Annotated in this window: 16 protein-coding genes; 1 reads left to right on the plus strand and 15 read right to left on the minus strand. The window is 65.2% G+C overall.

Features of this window, described 5'->3' with window-relative positions; genetic code table 11:
• Positions 1 to 16: 16 nt before the first annotated feature.
• From B5D62_RS34180 to B5D62_RS12350, 13 genes are all read right to left on the minus strand, one after another.
• Complete coding sequence (locus B5D62_RS34180; RefSeq protein ID WP_269435098.1) at positions 17 to 139, minus strand: hypothetical protein; 123 nt, start codon at positions 137 to 139, stop codon at positions 17 to 19.
• An 84-nt stretch (positions 140 to 223) separates the two neighbouring features.
• On the minus strand, positions 224 to 724 hold the full coding sequence (locus tag B5D62_RS12295) for an SET domain-containing protein (RefSeq protein ID WP_085934145.1): 501 nt from the start codon (positions 722 to 724) through the stop codon (positions 224 to 226).
• A gap of 121 nt (positions 725 to 845) precedes the next feature.
• Complete coding sequence (ssuD, locus tag B5D62_RS12300; RefSeq protein WP_085934146.1) at positions 846 to 2,003, minus strand: FMNH2-dependent alkanesulfonate monooxygenase; 1,158 nt, start codon at positions 2,001 to 2,003, stop codon at positions 846 to 848.
• Entirely contained in the window at positions 2,000 to 2,848 is an 849-nt protein-coding gene (locus B5D62_RS12305; protein WP_085934147.1) for an ATP-binding cassette domain-containing protein, read from the minus strand. The genes ssuD and B5D62_RS12305 overlap by 4 nt, the downstream gene beginning before the upstream one ends.
• Before the next feature lies 1 nt (position 2,849).
• Positions 2,850 to 3,713 carry an aliphatic sulfonate ABC transporter permease SsuC gene (gene ssuC / locus B5D62_RS12310; RefSeq protein ID WP_218191042.1) on the minus strand — a complete coding sequence of 288 codons (864 nt, stop codon included), beginning with the start codon at positions 3,711 to 3,713 and terminating at the stop codon, positions 2,850 to 2,852.
• Positions 3,710 to 4,660: a sulfonate ABC transporter substrate-binding protein gene (locus tag B5D62_RS12315; RefSeq protein WP_170920904.1), complete on the minus strand. Its 951-nt coding sequence runs from the start codon at positions 4,658 to 4,660 to the stop codon at positions 3,710 to 3,712. Before B5D62_RS12315 ends, ssuC begins: the two co-directional genes overlap by 4 nt.
• A gap of 270 nt (positions 4,661 to 4,930) precedes the next feature.
• Positions 4,931 to 6,016 carry a pyrroloquinoline quinone biosynthesis protein PqqE gene (gene pqqE / locus B5D62_RS12320; RefSeq protein ID WP_085934148.1) on the minus strand — a complete coding sequence of 362 codons (1,086 nt, stop codon included), beginning with the start codon at positions 6,014 to 6,016 and terminating at the stop codon, positions 4,931 to 4,933.
• Positions 6,000 to 6,299, minus strand: coding sequence for a pyrroloquinoline quinone biosynthesis peptide chaperone PqqD (pqqD, locus tag B5D62_RS12325; RefSeq protein ID WP_085934149.1), 300 nt, complete (start codon positions 6,297 to 6,299; stop codon positions 6,000 to 6,002). The genes pqqE and pqqD overlap by 17 nt, the downstream gene beginning before the upstream one ends.
• Positions 6,300 to 6,305: 6 nt before the next feature.
• A complete protein-coding gene (pqqC, locus tag B5D62_RS12330) occupies positions 6,306 to 7,067 on the minus strand; it encodes a pyrroloquinoline-quinone synthase PqqC (RefSeq protein ID WP_085934150.1) in 762 nt (253 codons plus the stop codon).
• A complete protein-coding gene (gene pqqB, locus B5D62_RS12335) occupies positions 7,064 to 7,987 on the minus strand; it encodes a pyrroloquinoline quinone biosynthesis protein PqqB (RefSeq protein WP_085934151.1) in 924 nt (307 codons plus the stop codon). The genes pqqC and pqqB overlap by 4 nt, the downstream gene beginning before the upstream one ends.
• 45 nt (positions 7,988 to 8,032) lie before the next feature.
• Complete coding sequence (gene pqqA / locus B5D62_RS12340; RefSeq protein ID WP_085934747.1) at positions 8,033 to 8,110, minus strand: pyrroloquinoline quinone precursor peptide PqqA; 78 nt, start codon at positions 8,108 to 8,110, stop codon at positions 8,033 to 8,035.
• A gap of 52 nt (positions 8,111 to 8,162) precedes the next feature.
• Complete coding sequence (locus B5D62_RS12345) at positions 8,163 to 8,726, minus strand: c-type cytochrome (protein WP_170920905.1); 564 nt, start codon at positions 8,724 to 8,726, stop codon at positions 8,163 to 8,165.
• 122 nt (positions 8,727 to 8,848) lie between these two features.
• Positions 8,849 to 10,111 (minus strand): PQQ-dependent sugar dehydrogenase, encoded by a 1,263-nt coding sequence (locus B5D62_RS12350; RefSeq protein WP_085934153.1) that lies wholly within the window; start codon positions 10,109 to 10,111, stop codon positions 8,849 to 8,851.
• Positions 10,112 to 10,360: 249 nt separating this feature from the next.
• Here B5D62_RS12350 and B5D62_RS12355 point away from each other — a divergent pair, with 249 nt between their 5' ends.
• Positions 10,361 to 11,506 carry a CaiB/BaiF CoA transferase family protein gene (locus B5D62_RS12355; protein WP_085934154.1) on the plus strand — a complete coding sequence of 382 codons (1,146 nt, stop codon included), beginning with the start codon at positions 10,361 to 10,363 and terminating at the stop codon, positions 11,504 to 11,506.
• 23 nt (positions 11,507 to 11,529) lie between these two features.
• Here B5D62_RS12355 and htpG read toward each other — a convergent pair whose 3' ends face one another.
• Both htpG and B5D62_RS12365 read right to left on the minus strand, forming a co-directional pair.
• Positions 11,530 to 13,425 carry a molecular chaperone HtpG gene (gene htpG, locus B5D62_RS12360; protein WP_085934155.1) on the minus strand — a complete coding sequence of 632 codons (1,896 nt, stop codon included), beginning with the start codon at positions 13,423 to 13,425 and terminating at the stop codon, positions 11,530 to 11,532.
• 80 nt (positions 13,426 to 13,505) lie between these two features.
• Positions 13,506 to 15,944 carry a glycoside hydrolase family 15 protein gene (locus B5D62_RS12365; protein WP_218191043.1) on the minus strand — a complete coding sequence of 813 codons (2,439 nt, stop codon included), beginning with the start codon at positions 15,942 to 15,944 and terminating at the stop codon, positions 13,506 to 13,508.
• Positions 15,945 to 16,016 lie beyond the last annotated feature (72 nt).

Raw genomic sequence — 16,016 nt, forward strand, 5'->3', positions numbered from 1 at the left:
GATGGTGGTGATGCCCTCAGTGATGCGTCCTGTATTCCTGAAAGAGCACGAACAACATCAGGATGCACGGAACGCCGAAGAAGATGATGACGTCCCACGGTGTCACGTAGTCCGTCAGGACAGGAGGTATAGGATTCATCGATCTCTCCCCTCAATCTGCATCGCAATCTGCGTCGACACTGATTATGGGTCAGTCGCGTCGTCACACTTTGCGCTGGATCAACTATAATCGAGCAACCTTGGCTTTGTGATTAGCTGATTGATTTTTCTTCTTGCGGTCGGTCGCCGCTGCGGCCACACGCCCCCGCCTCGACCGCTCCGGCACCTTCTCGTCTCGCGACAGGTTGTCGTGCCGCTCGTCCATGAGCCGGTAGTCCATCGTCAGCTCCTCGCCGGCCGCGATGTCGCGTAGCGCATGATAAGTGACATCGCCATCATCCGACCCGACATTGGGATCGGCCGAGTGATTCATGTACCACCCGGTCGAGATGCGCAGGAAATCGAGAGGCGCCCAGTAGCCGCCACGGGTTCGAATGCCGAATCTCTTGAAGAGAAGAGCCTGGGGCGAGCTGTGCGCCTCGCGCAACGGGACCCAACGGCTGTCCTTGCCGTCCCAGCAGCGAACGATTTCATCTTTGCGGATGGGACGGTCTGCGAAGCATCCAATGCCATGGATCGCCGACGGACCAAGATAAACGAATGCCTTGCTGATCTTACGCTTCATGCCGGTGCTGTTAGCACCAAAGCCGACGCCAGGACCAGCCTTCTCGACAGCAAGGCACAAGTCGGAACAGTTACGGAGTCGAGAAGGTCAGCGTCCCTTTTTCATTCCCCTCTGCCGACCATCAGGCCGCCCTGGACCGCGCCGTGGACGGTTGAAACGCGTTCGCGACCACCTCTCCGATCTGTGCACTTCCGGCCCTGGCAGCCTCCGGCCGATCCGCGCGATCGAGCAAGGGGAAGACGAGCTCGGCAAAGCGATACGCTTCCTCGAGATGCGGATAGCCGGACAGGATGAATGTATCGATTCCGAGGGCTTGATATTCGCCGATGCGTGCGGCGACGGTCTTTGGATCACCGACGAGGGCCGTCCCGGCACCGCCGCGCACCAGGCCAATTCCCGCCCACAGGTTCGGGCTGATCTCCAGCTGGTCGCGCCGCCCGCTGTGAAGCTCGGCCATTCGACGCTGCCCCACCGAGTCCATGCCAGCAAACGCCTTCTGTGCCTTGGCGATCGTCTTGTCGTCGAGATGGCTGATCAGCGACTCTGCAGCCGCCCAGGCTTCCTCGTTCGTATCGCGCACGATCACGTGCAGCCGGATACCGAAACTCACTGTCCGTCCCTTGCGCGCGGCGGCGATGGAGACCGTCGCCAATTTTGCCGCGACCTCGGCTGGGGGCTCGCCCCAGGTGAGATACTTGTCGACATGTTCCGTGGCGACGTCGATGCCGGCCGGCGAAGAGCCACCGAAATAGATCTGTGGACCGCCGACCTGGACCGGCGGAAACACGAGTTGTGCGTTCTCGACCTGCAACCGCGAGCCTTGCTGCGTTACGGCTTCGCCACGCAGCAGGCGGCGATAGATACCCAGGAATTCACGGGTTACGGAATAGCGCTCGTCGTGGTCGAGGAAGATCCCCTCGGAACGGCTTTCCGACGGATCGCCGCCAGTAACGACATTGATCAGAAGCCGGCCGCCGGACAGGCGGTCGAGCGTCGCTGTCATGCGTGCCGCGAGCGTCGGCGACAGAAGGCCGGGCCGCACGGCCACAAGATAGCGGAGCCGTTCCGTGACCGGCGCCAGCGCCGAGGCGACGAGCCACGAATCCTCGCAGGACTTGCCGGTCGGCAGCAGGACGCCGAAGTAGCCGAGGGAATCCGCCGCCTGTGCGATCTGACGCAGATAGCCGAGATCGACAGGACGGGCACCGATCGTCGTGCCGAGATAACGGCCATCGCCGTGCGTCGGCAGAAACCAGAGAAAATTGGCGTCCTTGCTCATGACGAACTCCCTTGAGCCACATATCCCGCATCGCTGAACAGGCGGCGCAGCACCTGCTCCTCCAGCGCCGCGATTTCCGGCGATCCGCGACGTCGCGGCCTCGGTAGATCGACATCGAGTTCGAGCGTCACGACGCCATCCTCGATCAGCACGACGCGATCGCCCAGCACGATGGCCTCGGTGACGTCATGGGTCACCAGGACAGCCGTGAAGCCCTGCTCCTGCCAGACCTGTTCGACAAGGGTCTGCATATCCATGCGAGTCAAGGCATCGAGCGCCCCCAAAGGCTCATCGAGCGCCAGCACGTTCGGCCTGCTCGCCAGGGCGCGCGCCAGCGCCACGCGCTGCTTCTGCCCTCCCGACAACACCGACGGCCAATCCCGCGCCCGGCTCTCCAGTCCAACGGCGGCAAGCTTCGCCAGGGCGTGTCGTTCCGCGCCCGCCTCATAGCGTCGATCGCCGAGCCCGACCTCGACATTGTCGATGACCCGCGCCCAAGGCAACAGGCGCGGCTCCTGGAACATCAGGCGCGCGACATGGGAGCTGTGCGCGCGGGGAAGAGAGTCGAACAGCACGTCTCCCGAATTGGGTTCGTCCAATCCCGCCAGGATGCGCAGCAAAGTGCTCTTGCCGCTGCCGCTCTTGCCGATGACGGACAGGAATTCCCCCGACCGAACGTGAAGGTCGACACCCTGCAAAACAGCATGACTGCCAAAGGCCTTTGTCAAACCGCGCACCGTGAGTGACACACCGCCGGGCGGCGTTTCGGGAAAATCGGCTTCCGGCTCCTCGATCGGCAGCAGCCGTTCGTCGAGCAAGGCCCGGACGAGAATGTCATCGACCATGTCAGCCCTCCTTGGTCACGCGCTGGAAAGCCGGATGCCACTGCAACGTCGCACGCTCGAGCAGCCGGGCGACGCTGTCGGCGAGTTTGCCCAGGGCTGCGTAGAGCAGGATGGACAGGACGACGACATCGAGCTGCATGAACTCGCGAGCGCTCATGGCCATGTAGCCGATGCCGGCATTGGCAGCGATCGTTTCGGCAACGATCAAGGTCAGCCACATGATGCCCAGCGCGTATCGCAGGCCGACGAAGATCGATGGCAGCGCGCCGGGTAGAATGACACGCGCAAGAAGCTCCGACCGGCTCATGCCGTAGGATCTGCCCATCTCCACGAGATGCGGATCGACATTGCGGATGCCGTGATAGGTATTGATGTAGATCGGGAAGAACACGCCGAGCGCCACCAGGAAGATCCGCGCGCTGTCCTCGATGCCAAACCAGAGGATGACCAGCGGCACCATGGCGAGATTCGGAATGTTCCGGATCATCTGGAACGTCGTGTCCGTCAATCTTTCGCCGATCCTGGACACACCGTTCACAAGGCCGAACGCGAGCGCGAGACCACCGCCGATCAGAAGGCCGATGGCTGCCCGCTTGGCACTTATGGCAATATGAGCCGCGAGCTCTCCGTTGGCACCCAGGCGCCACGCCGCCGCGACCACCTCGCTCGGCGCCGGCAGCACATTGGCAGGAAGAACGCCGAGCTGTGCCGCCAGCTGCCACAGGGCCAGCAACGCGGCCGGAACGAGCCAGCTCGCCCAGTTCGAGTGCAGGAACCGCCGCACGGTATGGCGCAGGCGAGGTCCAGACGCCCCAAGGACGTCCATGGCCGCTGGCTGCTCGAGAGTGATCTGGGACTCGCTCATGTGCGTGGTTCCCACTTCCAGACGATGTCGCGCACGACGATCTTGTTCGGGATCAGCCCGAGCTTGTGAAAGCGATCGGCGACCCGTTGCTGCTCCTCGATCACGCCTTCGTCGAGGGGAGCGATCCGATATTCCGTGCGCGCCACGGACCGCTGCCAGACCGCGAGATCAATACCGGTGGCCTCGACCAGCACGCGGGCAACGGCATCGCGGTTGGCCTCCGCCCACGTAGCCACCTTGGCGAGTTCCTCGTTGACCGCCGAAATGACCTCCGGATTCGCCCGCGTATAGTCGCTGTTGCCGAGAAAGAACGCGTTCTGCTTCGCGATGCCTTGTGCCGTCGCCAGTACCCGCACGCCGGGGCGCGTCTCCGCCACGGCGAAGTACGGATCCCAGATCGTCCAGGCATCCAGTGCGCCGTTCTCGAAGGCCGTGCGCGCATCCGCCGGCGCGAGCTGCACCGGAACGATGTCGTTCCAGGAAAGTCCCGCTTTCTCCAAGGCTGCAATCGTGAGGTTGTGCGCGCTGGAGGCACGCGCGAATCCTACTCGCTTGCCCTTGAGGTCAGCCAGGTTCTGGAGCGTCGAGCCCGGCGGCACCAGAATGGCCGAGCCGGAGCCACCCGCCTCGACAGCGGCGACGTAGAGCAGCTTGGCCTTGGCGGCCTGGGCAAAGATCGGCGGCGCATCGCCTGTGACGCCGTAGTCGAGGCTCCCGACATTCAGCGCCTCGAGAAGCGGTGGACCGAACGAGAACTCCGACCATTTGACGTCGACACCGAGAGGGTTCAGGCGCTTCTCCAGAACGCCCTGCTGCTTGGCGATCAGCAGCGTGCCGCTGCGCTGGTAACCGAAGCGCAGCTCTTTGGCCTTGGCCGGTTGCGCAATCGCTGGGGCCGCAATCAAGGCTCCCGGCACAGCAGCAAGCAGATGCCGTCTGGTAATCATGTCTCTCTCCGAAAAGTCGTGCTGGAGCGATAGTGGGCCGCGATCTCGATCAGCGGCGCGCTGAAGGCCTATGCGATCAGCAGGATCTACACGGCGGCGGTCCGCAAACGATGTCGAACGACAGGAAGATCATGCGGTTGAAGGTGGCCCGCTGACAGCAAAGGGTCAATGAAACGAGTCCATCGATTTGCGATCGAGATGGAGGCGTTTTTGCTTCGCCATCGCCTTGAAGGAATTGGCCGTGAGCGAATGCCTGTGTCGCCCTCGGCCCTAGCCATAATGCCGATAGGCGAAGGCATGCGAGAGCGATTGCGCCTCTTGTCGCGCCGTCTCGATGATCGAATGGTCGGGCGAGAGGGAACAGACGGGGTCGGCCCGGGAGGCGTCGCCGGCGAGGAGGAAGGCCTGACAGCGGCAACCGCCCCAATCGATCTCGCGCCGGTCGCAGCTCCGGCACGGCTCCGGCATCCAGCCGGTACCGCGAAACCGATTGAAGGCCTCGGAATGGTACCAGATGTCGGCCAGGCTGCCGTCCCGCACGGACGGGACGACAAGGTCCGCGATCGTCTGAGCCGCGTGACAGGGCACCACCTTGCCGGCAGGGGTGACATTCAGGAACTGCCGACCCCATCCATTCATGCAGGATTTCGGTCGCACCGCGTAGTAATCGGGAACCACATAATCGATCGTGAGCACGCCCTTCAGCCGCTCGCGCGTCGTCTCGACAAGGCCGGTTGCGGCATCGAGCTGCTCCCGCGTCGGCAACAAGGCCCCGCGATTGGCCAAGGCCCAGCCATAATACTGGACGTGGGCGATCTCGATGCGGCGCGCCTGCAGCGCCACCGCCATCTCGATCATCTCCGCCAGTCCGGCGACGTTCTGGCGATGGACGACCACGTTGAGCGTCAGCGGGAGCCCCACGGCCCTGACCGCCTTCGCGAACGCGATCTTCTTTTCGTGCGCCCTCGGCAGGCCGGCAATGCGGTCGCCGCCGTTCGAGGTGGAATCCTGGAAGCTCAGCTGGACATGCTTCAAGCCCGCGGCGGCGAATGTTTGAAGTTCGCGCTCGCCGCCCAGCGTGCCCGACGTGATGAGATTGCTGTAAAGGCCGCAGCGACTGGCTTCGCCGATCAGCGCGGCAAGATCGCGACGCACCATCGGTTCCCCGCCCGAGAAATGCACCTGCAGCACGCCGAGCGCGGCCGCCTGCGTCAGGACCCGACGCCATTCCTGTTCCGGGAGTTCGTGGCTGGCGCGGTCGAGCTCGATGGGGTTCGAGCAATAGGGGCAACGCAGCGGACAGCGATGCGTTACTTCGGCAAGCAGTGCGAGAGGCGGCTCAATCCGTGACGCCATCGGCGAGCACTCCCTTGTCGGCGAGGTCCTGCAGCATGGCGGTGACGTCGCGGGCAATCAGCTCGCGCGGCGCCTGGCTGTAGCGGGCAGCGAGCGTGTCGATGATGGTTCCCACGCCCGTCTGGCCGTCCATCAGCTGCAGGATCTCGACGGCCTGCTCGTCCGGCAACATCAACCGCTCCGGCGCCATCATGATCCAGCGCTGCCGCGTCTCATCGAAGCGGAAGACGATGTGCGGCGCCAGGCGCAGGATGGAAGCGGCGGAGACGACGAGCCGATCCATGTCGGGCTATTCCGCTGCAGGAACGAATGCGCCGGGAGGAATCAATCCGGGGTCGACATAGGCCAGGTAGAGCGCATCGAGCTGCGCCCACAGGACATCGCACTTGAACCGCAAGGCGGCGAGGACGGCCGCCTGCTCGGCCGCCGTCCGCGCCTCCGCCTTCACATAGCGCAGCGCGAAGTCGACATCCTGCGGCGCCTGTGTCAGGCGCGGCGTGAAGTAGGCCAGCGTCTCCTCGGTGATGAAGGCATAGCCAGCCAGCATGCCGCGGACTCGATCGGCAATGATGCCAGGCGAGAACATCTCGGTAAGGGACGAGGCAATGCCCTCAAGGATCAGCCGGTCGCGGACAAAGTTCACATAGGCTTCGACGGCAAAGCGCGTCCCCGGCAGGATCCCGTCGGTCGACTGGACATAGGAGCGGTCGAGTCCCACCCCTTCGGCGAGCTTGAGCCAGCGCTCGATGCCGCCGGTCCCGGGACCATCGCCGTCGTGGTCGATGATGCGACGGCGCCATTCGCGACGCAGCTCCGGAGCCGGCATCTTGGTCAGGGCGTGCGCATCCTTAATGGGAATCATCGCCTGATAGTAGTAGCGATTGAGTGCCCAGGCCTGCACCTGTCCGCGCGTGAGCGCGCCGGCATGCAGCAGGCGATGGAAGGGATGAAGATGGTGATAGCGCTCGGCGCCGATAGCGCGCAGCGCCGCTTCGAGTTCATCCGGAGCCAGAACGCGGTCGGTCGCAGTCGAATCGATATGGACGTTCATGGGCTCACCTCCATGCCGTCATAGGCAACCTCCCATCCGGCCTTCATCACGAGCCGCCGCTCGACCGAGTCGTCGAGCAGGATCGGATTGGAGTTGTTGATGTGCACGAATATCTTGCGCCGAACGGGAATGTCGCGGAACGCCGCCATCGTTCCCTTATCTCCGCTCACGCTCATGTGGCCCATGCGCGCGCCCGTCTTGGGGCCAAGACCGAGGCGGATCATCTCGTCGTCCTCCCACAGCGTGCCATCGAACAGAACGACGGATGCGCCGGCCAGACGCTGCTTCAGGCGCTCTGTCACTTGAGCGCAACCGGGGATGTAGATGAGCCGCTCTCCCCTCGCCCGCACCTCGACACCAACCGTGTCCCCGGGCTCGCCTTGCAGGTCCGCCGGTGACGATCCCCGTTCGAGATAGAGCGCCACTTTACCGGGCACATCGAACAGCTCGACCTCCAGCCCACAGGCGCTCCCATCGACATGACGCGGTTCGAACGGTGCATTCAGCGCCACGCGCTCGCGGCGGACGCAGTCGCGCGCCAGCACATCGAAAATCGGATTGGCCTCCAGAACGGCGAGCACGCGGTCACTGCCATAGACCGTGAAGGGCTGTCGCTCGCGCAGATGCAACAAACCGGCGATGGCATCGACGTCGGCACCCGTAAGCATCACGCCCTCGATCGGCGATGACCGCAGCCCCTGGCGCGGCTGGATAAAAGGTTGCGCCTCGATCTGCTGACGCAGATCGGGCGAGGCATTGATCACAAACCACCTCTGCCCATCGCCGCTGATAGCCAGCGACGCTTGCATGCGAGGGCGCGCTGCCGCATCGCCGGCACGCGCACGGCGGCAGGCGACGGCATTGGAATTCCATTGTGGAAATCCGCCACCCGCTGCTGCTCCCAGGACGACGGCCTTCATGGTGACCGTCGCTCGCTCGTGCCGACGGCCTTCAGGCCGTCACGGTTACAGATCGGCGCAGGCGTAAGAGTTGATTTCCATTCCGACGGCGATCTCGACGATACGCGGGGTCTTCCAAGCCATGGGGCACTCCCTGAAATGGATGTTGGATCATGTCGACGATTCGAACGGGGTGTCAAGGTTTGCCGGCGAGATAGGTTGCGATCATACGAATGTCCTCGTCGCGCAGTGTGACGGAGACCTCCATCATCGTGCCCATGCCGCGGCCGCGCCGCTTGGCGGCGCGAAAATCCGACAAGGCCTTCACGAGATAGTCGGGCCGTTGGCCGGCCAGCCGCGCCGTCTCGCCTTGCCCGGAGAAATCCGACTTGTGGCAACTGTCGCAGTGGCGCGGCTGGATCAGTGCGGCCACGGCCGCGTCGTCCACATGAGCGTCGGACGCGATCGGCGGCGGCGCGGGCAGGGCAGCATAATAGGCGCCGAGATCGCGGATGTTGTCGTCCGTCAGCTTCTTGGCGATTTCCTGCATGGCCTCCACCGTCCGACCGCCGTCACGAATGAAGACCAGCTGATACTGGATAAAGACATCGGGCTGGGCAGCAAGCGACGGCACGCCCTCGGTTACGGACACACCGTCCTTCCCATGGCAGGCCGCGCATGTCTCCACGAGATCCTTGATCTCGGCCGGCGGCTCCGCGGCTTGGGCGCGGGCGACAGCCATGGTCGACAGCAGAGCCATCGAAGCCGCCAGAGAACGGATCGACCAATGAGGCATTGGACCAGCGGCTTCCGGGTGGGTCGGCTGGAAGAAACGTCTCTCCGCCCGCGAGGTTGCGTGGGCAGAGAGACAATCGGCGCGCGCTACTTGTGATAGCTGATCTGGTAGATGGCGCCGGCCTGATCGTCGGCCACCAGAAGCGAACCGTCGGGCGCCTGCAGGATGTCCGCCGGCCGACCGAGGATCTTCTGGTCGTCGAGCCAGGACTCGGCAAACACAGTGTCCTTGGCCTGCTTGCCGTCGGGACTGACGGAGACGAAGTTGATCCGGTATCCGTTCTTCTTGTGCCGGTTCCACGAACCGTGCTCGGCGATGAAGATGCCGTTCTTGTACTCGGCCGGGAACTGGTCGCCGGTGTAGAACTTCATGCCGAGCGGCGCGACATGCATGCCGAGCTTCACCACCGGCGGCGTGAATTCGGAACATTTGTGGCCCATGCCGAACTTCGGATCGACGACGTCGCCCTGATGGCAATAGGGATAGCCGAAATGCTCGCCAAGGCGCGTCACATGGTTGAGCTTGTCGCTGGGAATGTCGTCGCCCAGCCAGTCGCGCGCGTTCTCCGTGAACCACAGATCGCCGGTGCGGGGATCGACCGCGCCGCCGACGCTGTTGCGGATGCCGAGCGCCACCACCTCCGCCGTCCCGTTGGCCGGATTCACCCGGCGATACTGCGACACGCTGGTCGGCGGCAGGCAGATGTTACAGGGCGGTCCGAGCGGGACGTAGAGCCAGCCCTTGCCGTCGGGAATCAGATACTTCCAGCCATGCGGCACATAGGGTGGCATGTCGTCGTAGACCACCCTGGCCTCCGGCGCCTTCTCGAGATTGGCTTCCGGATTGTCGTATTTGTAGAGCTTGTCGATATCGATGACGTAGAGCGCGTGATCCATGAAGGCGACACCGGTGGGCATGCGCAGCCCGGTGATGAACGGCTTGGCGACGCGCTTGCCATTGACCTCAGTGACGGCGCTGACGGTGCCCTTGTCGAAGGTGCCGACGAACAGCGTGCCCTTGTCCCCCCATGCCATCTGGCGCGCCTGCGGGACGTTGGCGGCCCAGACGCTGATCTTGAAGCCCTCGGGTAGCTTGATACGGGCGAGGATCTTGTCCAGCTCGGCCGCCGGCGTCGGCAGGGGCTGGCCGGCGTTGGGCGTCAGCCCCTTCTGATCCTTGGTTTCGTCGCCCAGGAACCAGTCGTCGGGCGGATGCATCCAGAAGTCCTTGCCGTTGGACTCGTAGTGCTTGAGGTCCTGGGCCTGGACCGACAGGGAGCCGCAGCCGAGTACCGCCAGGGCGGCACCGACAAGGTACGCTTTGGACAAAGCCGTTTCTTGCCGTCTCATTCTGGTGTCTCCTCTCTTGGTCGTACAGGAGACGCATCGGTTGAGTTCGACGCTCTGCGTCTACTGCCGAGCGAGCAGGCTATGCCGGCCCATCAGACCGAGCAAGACAGCGGCCGCGCATATGAGCGGCACCCTCAGCCGCACAGCGCATCGGCCCGGCTTTACCTCGCGCAAGCGCCTCGGTACCTACTGGATCGAAGCGGCTGCCGATTTCCCGGAGCCCGAGGCTGAATCAAAAAAGAGGCTGCAGTGACTTTACCGCTCGAAGGAGTTCGCGTGATCGAAGTGGGCCAGGCGCTGGCCGGACCTCTGGCCGGCGTGCTGCTGGCCGACATGGGAGCGGACGTCATCAAGGTCGAGAAGCCGGACGGCGGCGACGACGCCCGCATCTGGGGCCCTCCCTTCGGGCCCGACGGCGTCACCTCGCTCTACTTCCACAGCCAGAACCGCAACAAGCGGTCGGTCGTCCTCGACCTCAAGTCCGCGGCCGACATCGATGCCCTTCATCGGCTGTGCGAGGACGCCGACATCCTGATCCAGAATCTGCGTCCCGGCGTGGTCGACGAGATCGGCATCGGGCCGGAGGCGATGCTGAAGCGGCATCCGCGGCTGATCTACTGCTCGATCTGGGCCTTCGGCTACAAGGGACCGATGCGCCTGAAGCCGGGCTTCGACCCGCTGCTGCAGGCCTATGGCGGCATGCTGAGCGTGACGGGCGGGCCGGACGATCCGCCGACCTTCTGCGGCGCCTCGATCAACGACAAGGCCACCGGCATGTTCTGCACCATCGGCGCCCTGGCGGCGCTGCGGATGCGTGACCGCACCGGCAAGGGCTGCCTCGTCGATACGTCTCTGTTCGACTCCGCGGTGCATTGGGTCGACGGCCAGCTCAATGCCTATCTCGCCACCGGCATCCCGCCGAAACGTCACGGCACGGGCTCCGGCGCCATCGTCCCCTACCAGGTGTTCGATACGACCGACCATCCGGTCTGCCTCGCCGCCGGCAACGACCGCCTGTGGGCGCGCGCGGCCAAGGTGCTGGAGCACGCCGAATGGGGCACCGACCCGCGCTATGCCACCAGTGCACGCCGGGTCGAGAACCGCGCCGAGCTGGTTGGGCTGATCGCGGCGGTAATGCGGACCAAGAGCCGCGAGCACTGGCTCGCCGCCTTCGAGAAAGCGGGCGTGCCCTGCAGCCGGGTCAACGACATCCCGCAGCTTGCCGAAACCGAGCAGCTCGCCGCCTCGGAGATGGTGCAGGACCTTCCCAACGGCGGGCCGCGCGTGCTTGGCCTGCCGATCTCGTTCGACCGCAATCGGCCGCGCTCGGCCCGGCCGGCACCCAAGCTCGGCGAACATACTGCCGAGGTCCTGGGGCGTCTGGCGAAGCGATAGCCGGCTCGGTCCGGACGACGTGCCTAGGCGCCCGCCCGGAAGCCGCGCACGATCAGCGCATTGAGGCGCTTGGCGAAGCCGGCCGGATCGGCCGGAACCTCGCCATCGAGGATATGCGCCTGGTCGAGCAGGAGGGCGGCGATGTCCTTCACGTCATCGCCGCAGCCTGCGCTCTGGGCCGTCGCCAGCATGCGCACCAGCTCGTGCTTCATGTTGAGCTCGAGGATGGGCTTGGCGCCGCCGCCGCGATTCTGCCGCGCCAGCAGGCGCTCCAGCTCGCGGTCGCGGCCCTGGGCGCTCGCGACCAGGCACGCCGCACTCTCGGTCAGGCGCTGTGACGCCCGCACTTCGGAGATCTGATCGCCCAGCGCCTCCTTCACCGCCGTGAGGATCGCCTGATCCTCGTCGGAGGAAGAAGGCTTCTCTTCCTTGGCGCCGGCCTCGTCCAGCAGCGGGATCAGTCCGAAATCGAGATCGCCCTGGCTCAGCGACTTCAGCGGCTTGCCCTCGAACTCCTGCGGCATCATCGTCCAGAACGCGTCGATGGGATCGGTCAGCAGCAGGACCTCGACTCCCCTCGCCCGCGCGGCCTCGAGCTTGGGATTGGACTTGAGGCGATCGATGCTGTCGCCGACGAGATAATAGATCTCGGTCTGGTTCGGCTTCAGATCGGCGACATACTCCTTGAGCGAGCGCAGCGTGTCGCTTGCCGTGGTCGAGAAGCGCGTCAGCGCCAGGAGCTGCGCGCGACGCTCGTGATCCTCGTACAGCCCTTCCTTCACGATGGGACCGAAGGCACCCCATACCTTGGCGAAGGCATCGGCGTCCTTGGTGGCGAGCCCTTCGAGCTCGTTCAGCACGCGTGTCGCCAGGCCGCTGCGGATCTGCTTCACCTGCGGATTGTTCTGCAGCATCTCGCGCGACAGGTTGAGCGGCAGGTCCTCGCTGTCGACCACGCCGCGCACGAACCGCAGATAGGCCGGCAACAGATCGGCATCGTCAGTGATGAAGACGCGCCGGACATAGAGCTTCACGCGGCCCTTGCGCGCCGGATCGGACAGATCGAACGGCGGCGTCGTCGGCACGAACAGCAGGACCGCATAGGATTGCCGGCCTTCCACCTTGTAGTGCAGCGTCAACGCCGGCTCGTCGAAGGCCATCGCGATGGAGCGATAGGCCTGCGTGTAGTCCTCCGTCGTGACCTCGGACTTCGCGCGCTGCCACAGGGCGCTGGCGGCGTTGACCTGCCGCGCCTCGCCCTTGTCGTCGACCAGCTCGATCGGAAAGAGGATATGATCGGAATAGGCGCGGACGATGCGCTCCAGCTCGAACGCCTGCAGGTAGCGGGCCGCATCCTCCTTGAGATGGAGAACGATCCGGGTGCCGCGCGGCACTGCCTTGGCCTGCTCGTCGCTGGCAGCGGCGACCTCGTAGCCGGCCCCGCCCGCAGAAATCCATACCCATGTCTCGGACGTACCGGCCTTGTGGCTCACGACCTCGATCCGGTCCGCCACCATGAAGGCGGAGTAGAAGCCGACGCCGAACTGGCCGATCAGCCCCAGCCCTTCCTTGGCGTCCTTCAACCCCTGCAGGAACGCCTTGGTCCCCGACCGCGCCACGGTGCCGAGATTGTCGATCAGCTCCTGGCGGTCCATGCCGATGCCGTTGTCGGCGATGGTCAGCGTCTTGGCGGCGCTGTCCGGGATCAGCCGGATGGCGAGCTTGTCGTCTCCCGCCAGCAGCTCGGGCCGGGCGATGGCTTCGTAGCGGATCTTGTCGCAGGCATCCGAGGCATTGGAGATCAATTCGCGAAGGAAGACATCCGTTTCGGAATAGACCGAGTGAACCATCAGGTTCAGCAGTTCGGCCACCTCGGCCTGAAATTGATGCGTCTGGGCGCTCCCAGTGTCCCCGTTCATTTCAACTTTCCACGTCGAGTGATTTGAGCCGGCGCTGGATATAGTCCGTTGATCGGATTGGGCAAGTAGGCTGCAGCCAGCTAGCCGATGGTGAGCGCATAATCCCGCCCGTCCTGGGCGCCCGACCGGCCGGAACGCAGAGTGAATCGCAGCACCACCCCGGCCGGCAGCTGGTCGGCCGGCAGCTCCGCCAGCTCCAGGCCGAGGCCGATCGCCCGGGTTTCGATCTCCCCGCTCTGTCGCCAGTCATCGACCGTCCACCGCACCACCGTCGGCTCCTCCAGCACGAGGCGCAGGGCGCATCCCGAGGGCAGCCGCCGGATCATGGCGCGCCGCGACCAATGGCGATGCCGGGGCACCACCGGCTTACCGCCATAGCGCCGCGCCACGGCCGACGACTGGTCGACCGGAACCCGTCCGGCCAAGCCGGTGGCCAGCTTGACGAACTCCGCATGCGCCCACACCAGCGGCATGGCCGCACCGGTCGGCTTTCCCGGATAGAGGAAAGCAGCGGGCAAGGCCTCGCGATCCCACACCTGCTCCGGGAACAGCCCGCCGCGGCCGGCCATCCGCCGCATCGCTTCGAGATACGGGAGCGGATCGGCACCCGCCACCAGCGCGTAGTGACCGCGCTCGCCCGTCAGCAGCGGCCACGGCCGCCCGATGCCGTCGCCCAGATAGGGAAGTCCGCCCTCGCGCTCGCCATAGCCATCGCCATTGTAGCGGTACCAGACCGGGCCGGACGGCGTGTCGACCTTGATCGTGCCGTCGACGACCTTGAGCGTGTCGAGCACGACCTTGTGGTCGGGCCGCCTCAGCCCGAATCGCACCAGTTGCAGGAAGCCGGTACTGACCTGATCGAACGCGACGATCTCGGCATCGGGTCCGCGATTCTTCATGGGGATCCGGTCGGCCAGCGCGCCGCGGTCTTCGAGCACGCGCGCAGGCGCACAGCGGACATAGTACGACTCGGCGCCGAAGCGCGCAGCAAGCGGTGTCCCGGTTGCCGCAGTCCAATCCTCGATGCTGGCGTTCCAGTCGTCGGCGACGGCGCGCGCGATCTCGGCCAACGGCTCGTCCAGGAATTCGGCGCCCGCGACCAGGGCGGAGATGCAGGTCGCGAGGGTGAAGGCATTGATGCCCGAGATCTCCTCCCAGCGATCCTGGTCCGATGACGGCCCGGTCCGTATCAGGAATCCCAGCGCGCCCCGCACCATGTCGACGACCTTGATGTCGCCCAGCGCGTCGCGCTCCGCCAGGGCCGATGCCAGCAGGACGGGCCAAGCCACCTCGTCGAGCTGAACGCCGGTCCAGGACGGCGAGCCACCCAGCCACTGGTTCTGATACCAGCGACCGTCGGGAAGCTGCGTCGCGATCAAATAGCGCAAGACGTCACGCGCCTCGTCGAAGGCGCCGAGCGCCACCAGCGCCAGCGCGCTCTCGACGAGGTCGCGCGGCCAAACAAGGTGATAGCCGCCGATATCGTCGCGGCTGTTGCCCCACGGAATCGAAAGGCTGGCCACCATCGCGCCGGGAAAGGTCTTGTCCTGGTGCGTGCGCAACACCATGGCCGACAGGCGCACCGGCTCGCGCAGGCTTTCGGGAATGCGCCCATCGATGTCGAGACCGGCGTGCCAGTTCCGCCACCGCGAGACATGGTCGTCCCATACCGCGGCGAAATCCTGAACCAGCGCCGAGATCGCCAGCGTCGCGGCCGCCTCCTTGCTGCCGCCGAAGGCGAGCGCCAGCGTGACGCGCCGCGGCAGTTGACCCATGAGAGCGACGTTGCCCGGTCCGGCCTGGCGATAAGACCAGCTCATGCAGCCGTTGCGCTTGAAGTCCTGCCATCCGTCGCTGCTACCAACATAGCCCGCGCTGGCCATGCCCCAGGCATCGACCTGGTTCTCGTCGACCGCCGCCAGAGCGAGGCCGAAAGGTCCCTGCTCGGCCGCGAGCACCGTATGTCCGCGCTCGGCATAGACCGTTGCCGTATTGCCGTGGCCGGTTCCTCCCAGATGAGGCGCCAGCAGGGCATAGGGAAACAGCGTCTCGTCGCCCTCGAGCGTCAGTTCGATCAGGAGCACGTCGCGCTTGGGATCCGGGGCGATGCGCTGCCTGATGCGGAAGCGCTCGTGCGTATGGACGATCTCGGCGGCTGGAATGCCCGGATCGGGCGTCTGCACCCGATGCGTGCCCAGTCGCTTCACCTCGACCCAGAAGCCCTCCCCGTCGCCGACAATGAAGCCCAGATCGCGGATCTGTGGCAGGTCCACGCGCGGATAGTAGACTTCGTTGACGATGCCGTAGCCGATCGTGAACCACAGGCGCGACGGTCCGAGCGCCGTGCCGACCACGTCCTTGGCGCTGCTGGCCCAGGTCGGAAGCATGCCGGGCGCACCGGGCGCGAATTCGGCTGCCTCGCGTGGCGTGCGGGGGGATCCTCGCAGAGTCGCTCGCGGCGACTGCAATCGATTGAGGTCGGTCGAGCTGGCAGGCGCATCGTCGTGGTCGATCGGCACTGGGCCCTCCGTCGAGATCACGCAATCACTGTCAGACTGGGTCGTCCACTGCTGCGCCGTCGAGGCAGCTGA

Origin of the sequence: Enhydrobacter aerosaccus (assembly GCF_900167455.1) — a bacterium.
Taxonomy (GTDB): Bacteria; Pseudomonadota; Alphaproteobacteria; order Reyranellales; family Reyranellaceae; genus Reyranella; species Reyranella aerosaccus.

Coding starts and splice junctions, on each gene's coding strand:
- B5D62_RS34180 (WP_269435098.1), bottom strand. CDS start 139: ATGAATCCTATACCTCCTGTCCTGACGGACTACGTGACACCGTGGGAC.
- B5D62_RS12295 (WP_085934145.1), bottom strand. CDS start 724: ATGAAGCGTAAGATCAGCAAGGCATTCGTTTATCTTGGTCCGTCGGCG.
- ssuD (WP_085934146.1), bottom strand. CDS start 2,003: ATGAGCAAGGACGCCAATTTTCTCTGGTTTCTGCCGACGCACGGCGAT.
- B5D62_RS12305 (WP_085934147.1), bottom strand. CDS start 2,848: ATGGTCGATGACATTCTCGTCCGGGCCTTGCTCGACGAACGGCTGCTG.
- ssuC (WP_218191042.1), bottom strand. CDS start 3,713: ATGAGCGAGTCCCAGATCACTCTCGAGCAGCCAGCGGCCATGGACGTC.
- B5D62_RS12315 (WP_170920904.1), bottom strand. CDS start 4,660: ATGATTACCAGACGGCATCTGCTTGCTGCTGTGCCGGGAGCCTTGATT.
- pqqE (WP_085934148.1), bottom strand. CDS start 6,016: ATGGCGTCACGGATTGAGCCGCCTCTCGCACTGCTTGCCGAAGTAACG.
- pqqD (WP_085934149.1), bottom strand. CDS start 6,299: ATGGATCGGCTCGTCGTCTCCGCCGCTTCCATCCTGCGCCTGGCGCCG.
- pqqC (WP_085934150.1), bottom strand. CDS start 7,067: ATGAACGTCCATATCGATTCGACTGCGACCGACCGCGTTCTGGCTCCG.
- pqqB (WP_085934151.1), bottom strand. CDS start 7,987: ATGAAGGCCGTCGTCCTGGGAGCAGCAGCGGGTGGCGGATTTCCACAA.
- pqqA (WP_085934747.1), bottom strand. CDS start 8,110: ATGGCTTGGAAGACCCCGCGTATCGTCGAGATCGCCGTCGGAATGGAA.
- B5D62_RS12345 (WP_170920905.1), bottom strand. CDS start 8,726: ATGGCTCTGCTGTCGACCATGGCTGTCGCCCGCGCCCAAGCCGCGGAG.
- B5D62_RS12350 (WP_085934153.1), bottom strand. CDS start 10,111: ATGAGACGGCAAGAAACGGCTTTGTCCAAAGCGTACCTTGTCGGTGCC.
- htpG (WP_085934155.1), bottom strand. CDS start 13,425: ATGAACGGGGACACTGGGAGCGCCCAGACGCATCAATTTCAGGCCGAG.